The 12,563-nt window shown below is 64.2% G+C and carries 13 protein-coding genes and 1 pseudogene; 8 read left to right on the top strand and 6 right to left on the bottom strand.

What is annotated here, in order from left to right:
• From VNC39_RS02865 to VNC39_RS02850, 4 genes are all read left to right on the top strand, one after another.
• Positions 1-1,361 (top strand): efflux transporter outer membrane subunit (locus tag VNC39_RS02865; protein WP_325395968.1); only part of this gene is annotated, 1,361 nt, incomplete at its 5' end.
• A 151-nt stretch (positions 1,362-1,512) separates the two neighbouring features.
• The gene (locus VNC39_RS02860) at positions 1,513-1,719 is read left to right on the top strand and encodes a cold-shock protein (protein WP_325395966.1); all 207 of its coding nucleotides are present in this window, start codon (positions 1,513-1,515) and stop codon (positions 1,717-1,719) included.
• A gap of 194 nt (positions 1,720-1,913) precedes the next feature.
• Positions 1,914-2,840, top strand: coding sequence for a LysR family transcriptional regulator (locus VNC39_RS02855; RefSeq protein WP_325395964.1), 927 nt, complete (start codon positions 1,914-1,916; stop codon positions 2,838-2,840).
• Positions 2,780-3,439 (top strand): DUF1203 domain-containing protein, encoded by a 660-nt coding sequence (locus tag VNC39_RS02850; RefSeq protein WP_325395962.1) that lies wholly within the window; start codon positions 2,780-2,782, stop codon positions 3,437-3,439. Before VNC39_RS02855 ends, VNC39_RS02850 begins: the two co-directional genes overlap by 61 nt.
• A 129-nt stretch (positions 3,440-3,568) precedes the next feature.
• Here the strand turns inward: VNC39_RS02850 and VNC39_RS02845 are convergent, their stop codons facing one another.
• Positions 3,569-4,552, bottom strand: a complete 984-nt coding sequence (locus tag VNC39_RS02845) for a succinylglutamate desuccinylase/aspartoacylase domain-containing protein (protein WP_325395960.1) — start codon at positions 4,550-4,552, stop codon at positions 3,569-3,571.
• 101 nt (positions 4,553-4,653) lie between these two features.
• On the opposite strand from VNC39_RS02845, the gene VNC39_RS02840 reads away from it, so the two are divergent.
• Both VNC39_RS02840 and VNC39_RS02835 read left to right on the top strand, forming a co-directional pair.
• On the top strand, positions 4,654-5,586 hold the full coding sequence (locus VNC39_RS02840; RefSeq protein ID WP_325395958.1) for a mitochondrial fission ELM1 family protein: 933 nt from the start codon (positions 4,654-4,656) through the stop codon (positions 5,584-5,586).
• Positions 5,586-7,472, top strand: a complete 1,887-nt coding sequence (locus VNC39_RS02835) for a hypothetical protein (protein ID WP_325395956.1) — start codon at positions 5,586-5,588, stop codon at positions 7,470-7,472. The genes VNC39_RS02840 and VNC39_RS02835 overlap by 1 nt, the downstream gene beginning before the upstream one ends.
• Positions 7,473-7,599: 127 nt before the next feature.
• On the opposite strand, the gene VNC39_RS02830 is transcribed toward VNC39_RS02835, so the two are convergent.
• From VNC39_RS02830 to VNC39_RS02815, 4 genes and pseudogenes are all read right to left on the bottom strand, one after another.
• Entirely contained in the window at positions 7,600-8,367 is a 768-nt protein-coding gene (locus VNC39_RS02830) for an arginyltransferase (protein WP_325395954.1), read from the bottom strand.
• A gap of 34 nt (positions 8,368-8,401) precedes the next feature.
• Positions 8,402-8,857 (bottom strand): RDD family protein, encoded by a 456-nt coding sequence (locus VNC39_RS02825; RefSeq protein WP_325395952.1) that lies wholly within the window; start codon positions 8,855-8,857, stop codon positions 8,402-8,404.
• Positions 8,826-9,614 (bottom strand): annotated as a pseudogene (locus tag VNC39_RS02820) (glycosyltransferase family 87 protein); the annotation flags it as partial. The pseudogene VNC39_RS02820 and the gene VNC39_RS02825, both read right to left, overlap by 32 nt.
• Before the next feature lie 264 nt (positions 9,615-9,878).
• Complete coding sequence (locus VNC39_RS02815; protein ID WP_325395950.1) at positions 9,879-10,070, bottom strand: hypothetical protein; 192 nt, start codon at positions 10,068-10,070, stop codon at positions 9,879-9,881.
• Positions 10,071-10,150: 80 nt separating this feature from the next.
• Between VNC39_RS02815 and VNC39_RS02810 the strand changes: the two genes are divergently transcribed.
• Entirely contained in the window at positions 10,151-11,002 is an 852-nt protein-coding gene (locus VNC39_RS02810) for an alpha/beta fold hydrolase (RefSeq protein ID WP_325395948.1), read from the top strand.
• A 74-nt stretch (positions 11,003-11,076) separates the two neighbouring features.
• The gene (locus VNC39_RS02805; protein ID WP_325395946.1) at positions 11,077-11,934 is read left to right on the top strand and encodes a YihY/virulence factor BrkB family protein; all 858 of its coding nucleotides are present in this window, start codon (positions 11,077-11,079) and stop codon (positions 11,932-11,934) included.
• Between the two features lie 142 nt (positions 11,935-12,076).
• Here the strand turns inward: VNC39_RS02805 and mntR are convergent, their stop codons facing one another.
• Positions 12,077-12,493 (bottom strand): manganese-binding transcriptional regulator MntR, encoded by a 417-nt coding sequence (gene mntR, locus VNC39_RS02800; protein WP_325395974.1) that lies wholly within the window; start codon positions 12,491-12,493, stop codon positions 12,077-12,079.
• Positions 12,494-12,563 lie beyond the last annotated feature (70 nt).

The raw sequence follows: 12,563 nt of genomic DNA, 5'->3' as shown, positions 1-12,563 counted from the left end.
CTGCCGGCTGGCTGCCGGCGCAACCCGCCGCCGCCGGTCCCAAAGGCGACTGGTGGACCGCGTTCGGCGATCCGCTGTTAGATAAAATGGAGCCGCAGGTGATGGTGAACAACGCCACCGTCGCCGCCGATTACTATGCTTACCAGCAAGCGACCCAGATCGTGCAGGAGACGCGCGGCGGGTTGTTTCCCACGGTCGGCCTCAGCGGCAGCGCCACGCGCAGCGGCGAGGGCGGCGGCAATGTCGGGGCGAGCGGCACCAGGACGGGCAATGGTTTTTCCGTAGGCCCGAGCACTTCGGGCAATTTCGAAGGGACCGTCGATTGGACGCCGGACATCTGGGGCATGATCCGGCGTGAGGTGCAGAGCAATGTCGCCGCCGCGCAAATTTCCGCCGCCGACCTCGCCAACGCCACGTTAAGCGAGCAGGGGCTGCTGGCCGCCGATTATGTCAATCTGCGCGCATCCGACGCGCTGATCGCGTTAAGCCAGGCGACCGTGGTGGCGGACCAGCAGGCGCTGCAGATCACCATCAACCAGTTCAATGCCGGGACCGTGCCGCCGTCCGATGTGATCACCGCGCGCACCCAGCTCGAGGGCGCGCAGGCGCAATTGATCAATGCCGGCGTGGCGCGGGCGCAGTTCGAGCATGCCATCGCCGTGCTGCTGGGCAAGGCCCCGGCCGAGCTGACTATTCCGCCGGGCTCGCAGATCATGACCGTGCCCGTACCGCCGCCCGGCCTGCCGAGCACGCTGCTGGAGCGCCGCCCCGACATCTCTGCCGCCGAGCGCAGCATGGCCGAGGCGAACGCCGCCGTCGGCGTCGCGGTGGGGGCCTATTATCCTCAACTTACGTTGTCGGCCATGGGCGGCTATGCCGCCAACCCGATCGGTGGGCTGTTTTCGGTTTCCAACAGCCTGTGGTCGCTGGGGGCGAGCCTGTCGGGAACCTTGTTCGAAGGCGGCACGCGCAGTGCCAGCGTGGCCGCGGCGCGTGATTTTTACGACGAGACGACGCAAACCTACCGGCAGACCGTGCTCACCGCGTTCCAGGACGTCGAGAACGACCTTTCCAATCTGCGGATTCTCGCGCAGCAGGCAAAGGTCGAGGCCGCCGCCGTGGCCGACGCGCAGAAGGCGCTGCAGATTTCCTTGAACGAATACCAGGCCGGCACGGTGACCTATACCACGGTGGTGACGGCGCAGGTGACCCTGTTCAGCGACCAGGAGGCGGCGTTGGTCGTGCAGCAGGACCGGTTGCTGGCCAGCGTGTCGCTGTTCCAGGATCTCGGCGGCGGCTTCCTGGCCGCCGACCTGCCGAGCGCCGCGCAATTGCAGGCGCACCTTCCGTTCGCGCCTTGACTCCCTTCGGTTGTCGCAACCGGAGATTTGTCGTATAATGATAAAGGCGCTTTCCCGTTCTTGTTTTGGCGTGCTTACTGGCCTCCTGACAAACGATCGAAAGAGTTTTGAATCCGCATGTTGCGGATCGCTGTTTGTAAGGAGATGCGATATGGCATCAGGTACGGTGAAGTGGTTCAATGCGACCAAGGGGTATGGTTTCATCCAGCCCGATGACGGCTCCAAGGATGTGTTCGTGCACATTTCCGCCGTGCAGCGCGCTAATCTCAGCACGCTGAACGAGGGCCAGAAGGTCCGCTACGAGACGCAGGCGGGTCACCAGGGCAAGGTTTCCGCGGAGAACCTGCAGGTCGGGTAAGACCGTCCAGGTCCTGCTCGATATGAGGCGGCGCCGTCAGGCGCCGCCTTTTTTGTGTTCGGAGCCCGCAGAGGTTCCATCCGGACGCCGTCCGGTGATTTTTTACAAAAGGTAATGTTCATCGAATGAGGGGCATCATCATGCCTTAAGTTCATATAAGAAAATCCCTATATGTGATTTTCTGCAGGCTCATGATGAATCTACGCTCTTTCGATTTGAATCTCCTCACGGTGTTCGATGCGTTGTTTGAAACGCAGAGCGTCACGCGTGCTTCGACGCAGCTGGGTATGGCGCAGCCGGCGCTCAGCCACGCGCTGAAGCGGCTGCGTTTGGCCCTTAAGGACGAACTGTTCATTCGCACCGCCCAGGGCATGGTGCCGACGCCGCGCGCCAAATTGCTCGCCGGGACGGTGCGGGAGGCGCTTCAGAGCCTGGGGGGGGCGATCGGCGGCGACAAGTTGTTCGATCCCGCCTCGCACACGCAGGATTTTGAAATTGTGATGAATAATTGGGCGGCGCTGACGCTGGCGGCGCCGCTTGCTGCGGTTTGCCGTGCCGAGGCGCCGGGAATTCTCCTCAGAATACGCCCGGTGGGGCGGCAGAATATCGGCGATCTGCTGGACCGTGGAGGCTTGGATTTCGCGGTGACCAACAAGCCGCCGATCGGGCGGTTCATGGTGAGCGAGCTGGCCGCGGATTCCTATGTGGTGGTGGCGCGGCGCGGTCACCCGGTCTGTATGGCCCCGGCCATCACGGGCGAATGTCTCGCTTCGTTCCCGCATCTGGTGCTGAGCTCGACCGGGGAGGACGACCAATTTCTCGATGAAAGGCTGGCCGCGGCCGGGTGCGAAAGGCGGATCGGCATCAACGCGCCGTTGCTATCCGCGCCCCCGATCTTGCGGAAGACCGATATGATCGCGGTCATGAGCCGGCGGGCCGCCACGGAATTCTGCGCCGCCGCGGACCTCGCGCTGGTGGAATTGCCCTTCGAGACGCCCGCCATCCGGCATTGGATCGTGTGGCACCGGCGCTCCGAGCCGGACCTGGCGCATCGCTGGCTATGCCAGAAATTGAGCGACTTGGCGAACCCGCAGGGAGAGACGGAAGAGGCCGCTTTTTAAAAAAAGCGGCGCAAAAATTTTTATTATGCGAATACCCACGAATAACAGAGCAAGAAACGGGATGCGTGCTGCGCCTGGCGCGGGCAGTTTTGCCTGCAACAGGAGGAGCCGCCATGACCGCATTCCGCTGCGTCCCAATCGCCACAGAAATCGCCGACCGTTTCCGCCGCACCGGATTGGATGACAACGGCAACGCAATCAAATCTGTCGAAGCGTCAGGTGCTGCGGGCAGATTTCCATGCCGACATTGCCTACGATGCGCCGCTTCAGGCCAGACAATGTTACTGGGCTCTTACAATCTCCCCTGGCCGCGCGGGATCTATTGGACGCCGAGCCCGATCTTCTTGCACGCTGAGGCTTGCGCGCGGTTTGCATCAGAGAACGAGGTAGCGCCGATCGTCCGCTTGAACGCCTTGGTGTCTGTCCGAGCCTACGACGCGGCGGATCAGTGCCTATACGAGCTTGGCCACGTTTGTTCGGGGGCAGACGTGGATGCACCCCTTGAGCGCGCGCTAGGCGATGCACGAACCGCTTTCGTTAACATCCACACGGCGAGACCTGGTTGCCTGCTTTCCCGGGTAGAACGCATCGACGGGTAAACCCATCGATGAATGGCGCACTTACGCAAACTTGCGCTTGAGCGCAGCCAAGGCCCGCATAAAATCAAAGTTTTTTTGCTACTTTTTGTTCACAAAAAGTAGCGCTTTCTTGCCTTGCCTTGCCTTGCCCTAAACCAGCCGCGCCAGGCGTATGGCGGTATGGCCGCGGACGGCGTGCAGGCTGGGCATGACCAGCAAGCAGTCATCGTATGGGGTGCGGATTTCCTCGTCGCCGTCGTGCGCGATCAGGCTGTTCGCGGCGCGGACGATCTCGCCGCCGCGATAGGCGTGCGTGAAGACGAAGCGGTTGGTGCGCGCGGTGACCGCGCGGGTGACCTGGGCGAAAACCGGCATGCGGCGCGGCGCCGGGCAAGGGGCGATCATCCCGGCATGGCTCAGCAGGCGCTGGACCGTGGCGCGGGTTTGTACGACGCTGCCCGGTTCCCAATGCTGCCCGGCTTCCACCAGAATGGCCGCGGCCGGGGTGACGGCGGCGGTGAAATGGCCGTAATCGATCAGCCGCTTGCCGCCGGCATGGCCATGATCGGCGATCACCATGTGCGGGGTGGCCAGAGTCTGCGCCAGATGCCGCCCGTGGGCGGTCGGGCCGCAGAGCAGGAGCGGGTCCGACGGCCACAGCATCGAATGCAGGTCCAGCAGCAGGTCGGCTTCGTCGATGATCGGGCGCATTTCGCGCGCCCGGTCCAACTCCAGCGAACGTCGCACGCCGAATAGCTGGGAATCGTCCCAGACCCGGTTCAAATCCTCCTCGACGAAGCGCGAGGCGAGCGGGTTGGTCGGGTCGAAGCGGGCAAAAGCCTCGATATTGGCAAAACCCATCGTCACCCGCCCGCGCAGCGGCATGAAATTCTGCCGTAGCAATTCAGTGATGACGATAGCCCCGGCGAGTTCGTTGCCGTGCATCAGGGACATCAGCACTACATGCGGGCCGGGCCGGCCGGAATTGCGCGTGGTGAAGCCGCGTATGCCGGTATTGCCCGCCAGGAATGGGGTGAAGTCCGGCGCCGCCGTATAGACCGGAAATTCCGGCAGATCGGCGGGCAGGGCAGGCTCCGGTCGGTTACTGTTCGCCGGCGGGGACCGTGACGACATGAGGGCAGTGTAACCGGATTATTACAAGGCGCAATCGGGCTTGTTGTATCATCATGCCCGCCGGGATTGACGGAGCCCAAGCGGCACAGCAAAGCCGCGCCATGATTACGCGGATATTATGTACCGATTTGGCCGGCCTGCGGGCCCAGGCGCTGGGCCTGGCGGAGGCGGCGGGGCTCACGCCGGACCTGCAGAACCTGAAATTCCGTTCGCCCTGGGATAAAATCTCGCCCGGCCTGTGGCTGAGCGCACGCTGGGCGGTGGAGGGCGCCGCCTTCGCCGAACCGTTGCCGCCGGTGGTGATGGGGGCGGGCGGGGCCGGCGCGCGGGTGGCCGCCGCGCTGCGCCGGCCGGGCGTGAAAACCGTGGCGATCCAGCACCCGCGCATGGCGTTGGACAAATTCGATCTCGTTATGGCGGCGCGGCATGACGGCATCAGCGGCGACAATGTGGTGGTGACGCGCACCGCCTTGCACCGCGTCACGCCAGCGCGGCTGGCCGCCGAGGCCATTGCCTGGGCGCCGTTCTTCGCGCCGTTCCGCCGGCCGCTCGTGGCGGTGCTGCTTGGCGGCAGCAACGGCCGCTATCGTTTCGACCCGCCGCAGGCCCGCGACCTCGCCGCGCAATTTGCCGCGATGATGGAGCGCGACCGCGTCGGGTTGGTGATCACGCCCTCGCGCCGGACCGATCCGGACGTGGTCAAAATCCTCCAGGAGGCGCTGCTGCCCCGTGGGGCCTGGATCTGGGACGGCAGCGGCGAGAATCCCTATTTCGGCATGCTCGCCTGCGCCGACGCGATTATCGTCACGGCCGATTCGGTCTCCATGGTGTCCGAGGCGGTGGCGACGTCGGCGCCTGTGCTGCTGGTGCGCCTGCCGGGCAGATCGGCGCGGATCGGCGCGTTCATGGATGCGCTGGTGGAAGATGGGCGGGCTTGCGATTTTGCCGGGCATCTTAAGTTATGGGATACGAAACCGTTGGATGACACCGCGATGGCGGCCGCAGAGCTGCGTCGCCGCTTGGGATTGGAATGATGCTGGATATTGAAACCTTCGACAATCTTCGCGGCGGCAATGTCGCGTACAAGGCGCTGGCGCATCCGGTGGCGGCCGAAAATCTCGCAGTCCTTGCCGCCGCGGCCGGGAAGGTGGCGATCTTCGACCCGGACGGCATCGCCGGGCCGCTTCTGGCGCTCTGCCCCGGCTTCGATGTCGAGGGCGTGTATGTGCAGGACACGCTGGCGCTGGGCAAAATGCGCGGCGGGCATGCCGCCCGGCCGCTCACCGAACTGTCTCACGCCAATGTGAAGTGCGTGCTGATCGCCGCGTTCGACGGCCAGCGCATGGCGGAACGGCTGGTGCCCTTTGCGCCGCAGGGCGCGAAGATCCTCACGCTGGATGGCGCGCGCCTGCCAGAGGCGATGCTCACCAACAAGACCCGCTATCTGGAATCGGTGAATTTCGCGACGAATTTCGTTTTCTTCCGCGATGACGGGCAGTTCGCCACGCGGCTGACGACCGCTAATTACTGGTCGGGCTACGGTGCGAAAGCCGTGCGTTTCTTCCACCGGCTGTATGACGGCGCGGGTGCGGTGCTGGCGGAGTGGGAAGACGAGGCGCCGGCCGGCCCCGGCGGCTATGTGCTGGACAGCAATGTCATCCGGCGCCGCTTCGGCCTCGGGCCGTTCGCCGGGCAGCTCTTCATTCATGCCATGGGCGTGGCCGGGCATGACGTGGTGAAATACGCGCTCGACACCTACGCCACCGATAACGGCGCGTCACTGTCCTGCACGCACGACGCCAATGCCTGGCCGTCCGAGCGCTTCGCCGGCCTGCCGGCGCCGCGCGCGGATGAACGCGTGATCCTCTGGGTGCAGAACAGCCACGCCGTGCCGATCCCGGCCGGGGCGATGGCGCTGGACCGCATGGGAGCCGAAGCGCCGGTGGCGATCGATATGGAGATCGCCCCGTTCGCCAGCTATCCGCTCGACGTCGCCGATTATTTCCCGGGCCTGCACTGGCCGGCGCAGCTCGAGTTGCGCGCCGGGCGCCATGTGGTGCGGCCGCGTTATGAGGTGGTGCGCGGCGGGCGCACGCGCATCGCGCACATCAATGTCGAACGCGGCGACTTGAAGGACGATCCGGGCATCAAAACCCTGCACCCGTCGATGGGGCGCGGCTTTCTGCTTCCGTTCCCGGTTCTGCCGCGCACCCGGTTCAAAACCATCGTGCAACCGACGCCGATGGCGATTTCGGAACAGAACCTGCCGCTGCGGCTGGACGTGTTCGCCGCCGACGGCACGAAACTGCTCGAGCGTTTCCTGGGCAAGCTGCCGCGCCGCCACGATCTCGCTTTGGATCTGGACGACGTGCTGGCGCCGGATGCGCTGGCCGAAGGCGGCCATGCCGAGCTGGTGTATGATTTCCGTGAGGGCGGCGAGGCGAATGGCTGGATGCACGCGCTGTTCCGCTTCGAGGACCGGCAGAGCGGCCATGCCGCCGAGAGCAGCTTCGGCGCGCATATCTTCAACACCATCATGACCTACAAGAACGAGCCGCAAAGCTACAGCGGCAAGCCGCCGGGCCTCTCCACGCGCTTGTTCCTGAAACTGGGGTTCGGCGGGCGCGAGAGCTTCTGCGTGCTGATCTACCCGGCCTCCGGCCCGTGGGCGCCGCAGTCCGACACGGCGCTGGAACTCTACGGCGCGAACGGGACGCTGCTCGACACGGCGAAATTCTCGATCGCCTGCTCCGGCTCGGCGATCGTGTTTACCTCACGCTATTTCACGGCGGAAAAACTGCGGGAGGCGAGCGAGACCGGCTATGTGCTGATCCGCGATACCACCTGCCGGCTGTTCGGGTTCCACGGTGTCGATAACGGCGCCGGCGGGTTCTCGTTCGACCACATGTTTGGGTTCTAGAAATAGAAAGGAAGCGCTACTTTTTGTGAACAAAAAGTAGCAAAAAAACTTTATTATTCTGGGTCATGGGCGCTGGCGCTGACACAGCCTCAGACCCAGCATAGTAAAAGTTTTTGCGCCGCTTTTTTTAAAAAGCGGCCACTTCCTTACTTTCCTGCCTGACGTCTTCCTGTCGTTCGACCAGCGGCAGCCACTGCCCGCTGCGGAAAATCTCGCTGGGCTTGAACTTGGCCTTGTAGGCCATTTTGCGGCTCTCCTCGACCCAATAGCCGAGATAGACATGCGGCAGGTCCAGGGCCATGGCGTGGTCGATCAGCCACAGGATCGCGTAGGTGCCGAGCGAGCGCTGGTCCAGTTCGGTCGAGAAGAAGCTGTAGACCGCGGAGAGCCCGTCGCCGAGCCGGTCGGTGAGGCAGCCGCCGACCAGCGTGCCGTCGGGCAGGCGGAACTCCACCACCGAGGTTTCGATCGGCGTGTCTTCGATCATGGCGCGGTAGTCGTAGAAGCTCATCGTCGCCATGTCGCCGTCGCTGTGGCGCTGGCGCTGGTAGCGCTGGAACAGATGGAATTGTTCGGCGGTGGCGCGCGGCGGCATTTCCTGCACCAGCAGGTCCTGGTTGACTTTGGCGACGCGTTTTTGCGTGCGGTTGGCCTGAAAATCCCGGACGCGGATGCGGATCGGCACGCAGGCGTTGCAATTGGGGCAGACCGGCGCGTAGGCGATGTTGTGGCTGCGCCGGAACCCACCGCGGGAGAGGCGGTCATGCAGGCTTTCCGCCGAGACCCCAGCCAATTCCGTGACCACTTTGCGCTCGGTGCGCCCGGCCAGATAGGGGCAGGGCAACGGCGCCGTGGTGTAGAAAAAATGCGGGCGGCGGGCGGGCTTGAAGCTCATTGTCTCGTTATGTTTGGCTGATCGCGGCGAGGCGTCAATAATTGTTTTGCGTGGATCGTACGACGACCAGACCTGACAGCAGATCATGCGTGGCGCGGTGGCGCGGCGTGATCAGCGCCAGCAGAAACGGCACGAAAGCGAGGCCGAAACTGATCCAGAGCAGCAGCGTCCACACCAAGGCCTGCGCCATGGTGGGGCGCGCGAGATCGGCATCCTGGCGGACCGCGAGGCCGAACAGGCGCTGGCCCGGCGTGGCGCCGGCATAACCAATGAACAAGGCATAGTAGACCAGCGGCATCCAGGGCAGGATGTGGAACGCCATCCAGCCGAGGCCGAGGGTGAGTACGCCGAACAGGGCGATGCCGAGTGCCCCGGCCCAACCGGCGATGCCGATCAGCAGGCAGTCGGCGATCAACGCGAGCACGCGGCGGGTCATCACGCCATGGGTCAGCAGCCAGTCACGATCGGAGGGAAGCAGCGTTTGGCTCATGACCGGACATTGCGCCGCGAGGCCGGGCCAAGGCAAGCGCGATCGTAATGGCGAAGAGCAGGGCCTGCGGGATGGCATAGAGAAACCAGCTTTGCGCCGGGGTGAGCAGCAGCAGAGGGGCGAGATAGACGATGCCGCCGAGCAGGACCTGCCAGGGCGGCGTGCTCTCGCTCAAGCACAGCGCCATGGCGGCGATCAAAGGAAGGCTGTCATAGGCGTAGGCATGCGGCACGGCGAGAAACATCCCGGCGAGCAAAACCGCCATGGCGTGCCGGTAGGAGGCGCGGCGCGCGCACAGCCAGACCGCAGCGGCGACCGCGAGGCCGCAGAGCATCTGCGCCGCCCAGGCCATGCCGGGCGCCAGCCCGAGAGAGATCAGGTTGGCGGCCGGGGTGATGATGAGGTTCAGCCCGGTCGAGGAAAAATACGCGTTCTGGCCGGCCGGCAAAGCGTGGAGCCATAGGCCCCAGAGCGCGGGCAGAAAGGTCAGGCAGGACGCCGCGATGAGGCCGAGCGCCGTGATCGTGGCGGCGGCGATCGCGGCCCAATCCCGCCGGGCGAGGAGAAACACCGGCAGGAGAACACCGAACTGCGGCTTCAGCGTGAGGAGCCCGAAGGCGATGCCGGCGAGAACCGGCCGGCGCGGCAGGACAGCGAGTCCGAACAGCAGAAGTGCGGCGGTGAAATAGCCGGTCTGCCCGGAGACCAAAGTGAGCAGAGAGGCGGGGCTGACCAGCAGCGCCAGCAGCACCAGCCGGCGGCGGAAAAAGGCTAGGGCTGGCGGCCAGCAAGCAAGCCAGCCCCGTCAGGCTCCAGAGCAGCTGCGCCATGCCAAGGCCGCAAAATCGCAGCCACCAGGTCGCCAGCAGGAATGTCGGCGGGTACAGATAAGGGTAAAAGCTGCGAAACCCGGGATATAAAAGCTGCTGGAGCGCCTGCAGCCGCGCGCTGTCGTAGATGTCCCGGACCGGCTGCGCGGCGGCGAAGCGCGGATACGACCAGAAAGCCAGAAAATCGCTGTTCAAAGACGGGTCGGTCGCCGCCCGATCAGCGCGGTGAGGAAGAGAAAAGAAAACTTCTTTTTGTGAACAAAATGAAGCAAAAAATCTTTATTAACTTTGGGTCGTGCTGGTTTCACCGCCGCTGGCCCAGCATAACCAAAAGTTTTTGCGCCGCTTTTTTCAAAAAGCGGCCACTTGCCTTTCTTCCGCATGATAGCTTCAGATCGATCATGTTCTAAGCCATAACCAAGCACAGAGAGGCGGTCGATGGCCGCGTGAAGAAAGGACCAACATGGCGCGCTTCAACACCGTCACCTATCTTCTGGGCACCAAATTCTACAAAATGGCCTATGTCGAGTTCGGCAACCCGGCGGCGCCGGCGGTGCTGTGCGTGCATGGGCTGACCCGTACCGGCCGGGATTTCGATCTGCTGGCGGAAGCTTTGGCGGACCAGTTCCACGTGATCTGTCCGGACTTGCCGGGGCGGGGCCAGTCCGAATGGCTTGGCGAGGGGATGGCTTATCAGCCGCCGACTTATGTGGTCGCGCTGGCGCATCTGCTGGCCGCGCTGAACAAGCCGGTCACATGGGTCGGCACGTCGCTCGGCGGCATTTGCGGCATGATGGTCGCGGCGGCGCAGAACGCGCCGGTGACGAAACTGGTGTTGAACGATGTCGGCCCGTTCATTCCGGCGGCGGCGCTGAAACGGATCCGCGACTATATGCTCGGCGTGCCGGAGCGCTTCCCCTCGATGCAGGCGCTGGAGGCGCATCTGCGCGAAGTGCACGCGCCGTTCGGCAAGCTCGACGATGCCGAGTGGGCGTTGCTGGCCCGCTATTCCGGGCGCAGCGTGCCGGAGGCCGGGCAGGAAGGCGCGTTCGCTTTGCATTACGACCCGAAAATTGCCGAGCCGATGCGCGCCACGATGCCGCTGGATGTCGATCTCTGGCCAGTCTGGGGGGCGATCAAGGTGCCGGTGCTGACGATTCGCGGCGCGACAAGCGACCTGCTTCTGCCCGAGACTCTCGAGCGCATGGAAAAAGAAGGGGCCAAGAGCCATATCGTGCCGGACGCGGGCCACGCGCCGGCCCTGATGGATGCCGCTTCAATCGGCGCGATTCGGACGTTTTTGCTTCAGGGCTGAGAAAAACACGGCGTCGCGCTTTGGGGGCGCCGCGCTCAGCGGCGCCATCCGGGCATGAAAACGGGGGGCGATCAATGATCGGCCAGTTGCTCCGGCGGAACAAAATTCCGCTGATCAAACGCGCGGTGATCGCGGCCGGGCGCGCCACCAGCTCGCAGGGCGTGTCCCTGGCGGCCGCCGGCTGTGCCTTTTACGCGACGCTGGCGCTGTTCCCGAGCATCACCATGCTGATTTCCCTCTATGGCCTGGCTTACAACCCGGATACCGTGCAGCCGCAATTGCATTATTTGCGCCATTTCATGCCGCCTGCCGCCTTCGTGCTGATTTCCGAGCGGATCCAGAGCCTGGTGTCGCAACCGGCGCGGGGGCTTGGCATCAGTTTCCTGATCAGCCTGGCGCTGTCGCTCTGGTCGTCCGCGGCCGGCACAACATCGGTGCTCAACGCCTTGTCGCTCGCCTACAAGCAGGACGAGACGCGCGGTTTCTTCCGTTTCCAGCTCGTGTCGCTCGGCATGACATTCATCGCGGTGCTCGGCACGGCCTTGGCGATCGGCGTGCTGGTGCTGATCCCCATCATTGTCGCCCGCGTCGGCCTCTCCGCCTATGCGCGGGGCCTGGTCGTGTTGCCGAGTTTCGCGGTGATGATCGTGTTCGCGACCATGGCGCTGGGCCTGTTGTACCGATACGGCCCGGCCGGAGCCGGCCGTATCTTTTATGCGCCCGGCGCCGGGCTTGCGACCGTGATCTGGCTGCTCGGCTCCTGGGCGTTCGGCCTCTATGTGGGGCGCTTCGCCGCGTACAGCGTGACCTACGGCCCGCTTTCGACCATCATCGGCCTGATGATGTGGTTCTACCTGACCGCGTATTCCGTGCTGTTCGGCGCCGAGGTGAACGCGGCGCTCGATGCGGAATGGCGGCGCGAAGAAGGATAGAAAGGCTACTTTTTGTGAACAAAAAGTAGCAAAAAACTTTGTTTACTCTGGGCCTGAGGCTGCGTCAGCGCCACCGCCCATGGCCCAGCATAACAAAAAGTTTTTGCGGCGCTTTTTTCAAAAAGCGCCTGCTTTCTTCCTTTTATTCCCGGGTTTTCAGGAATGCGGCGAAGGCCCGCAAGGTGGCGGGGGAGATATGGTGCTCGATTCCTTCGGCATCCTGCTCGGCGGCTTCGTGCGGCACGCCGATGGCGGTGAGCACGGCGACCACCAGGCGGTGCCGGGTGCGCACCTTGTTCGCCAGGGCCTCGCCGGCCGGGGTGAGGAACACGCCGCGATAGGGCAGGGAGGTGGCGAGCCCTTCGCGCTTCAGCCGGCCGATCGTCTTGATGGCGGTGGCGTGGCTGACGCCGAGCCGGCGCGCGATGTCAGTCGGGCGTGCCTCGCCTTCGGCGGCCAGCAAATCGGCGATCAATTCCGCGTAATCTTCCAGCAGCGCCTGGCTCTGCGCGGCGCGCGTTTTACCGAAGCGCTTCGCCTGTGTCGGCTCGGCTGGCATGGTGGCGGTTCTCGGGGGCGGTGGCAGCGGCAAGCGACATGACTCCAGGAAACACGAGTTTCTGGCTGAA

It is taken from the genome of Acidocella sp. (assembly GCF_035535915.1).
In the GTDB taxonomy this organism is placed as follows: domain Bacteria; phylum Pseudomonadota; class Alphaproteobacteria; order Acetobacterales; family Acetobacteraceae; genus Acidocella.
This window is presented reverse-complemented; position numbering and strand designations above follow the sequence as displayed.

Bases quoted from the DNA above. Each gene is read 5' to 3' on its own strand.
- VNC39_RS02860 (WP_325395966.1), top strand. From the start codon at position 1,513: ATGGCATCAGGTACGGTGAAGTGGTTCAATGCGACCAAGGGGTATGGT.
- VNC39_RS02855 (WP_325395964.1), top strand. From the start codon at position 1,914: ATGAATCTACGCTCTTTCGATTTGAATCTCCTCACGGTGTTCGATGCG.
- VNC39_RS02850 (WP_325395962.1), top strand. From the start codon at position 2,780: ATGCCAGAAATTGAGCGACTTGGCGAACCCGCAGGGAGAGACGGAAGA.
- VNC39_RS02845 (WP_325395960.1), bottom strand. From the start codon at position 4,552: ATGTCGTCACGGTCCCCGCCGGCGAACAGTAACCGACCGGAGCCTGCC.
- VNC39_RS02840 (WP_325395958.1), top strand. From the start codon at position 4,654: ATGATTACGCGGATATTATGTACCGATTTGGCCGGCCTGCGGGCCCAG.
- VNC39_RS02835 (WP_325395956.1), top strand. From the start codon at position 5,586: ATGCTGGATATTGAAACCTTCGACAATCTTCGCGGCGGCAATGTCGCG.
- VNC39_RS02830 (WP_325395954.1), bottom strand. From the start codon at position 8,367: ATGAGCTTCAAGCCCGCCCGCCGCCCGCATTTTTTCTACACCACGGCG.
- VNC39_RS02825 (WP_325395952.1), bottom strand. From the start codon at position 8,857: ATGAGCCAAACGCTGCTTCCCTCCGATCGTGACTGGCTGCTGACCCAT.
- VNC39_RS02815 (WP_325395950.1), bottom strand. From the start codon at position 10,070: ATGCGGAAGAAAGGCAAGTGGCCGCTTTTTGAAAAAAGCGGCGCAAAA.
- VNC39_RS02810 (WP_325395948.1), top strand. From the start codon at position 10,151: ATGGCGCGCTTCAACACCGTCACCTATCTTCTGGGCACCAAATTCTAC.
- VNC39_RS02805 (WP_325395946.1), top strand. From the start codon at position 11,077: ATGATCGGCCAGTTGCTCCGGCGGAACAAAATTCCGCTGATCAAACGC.
- mntR (WP_325395974.1), bottom strand. From the start codon at position 12,493: ATGCCAGCCGAGCCGACACAGGCGAAGCGCTTCGGTAAAACGCGCGCC.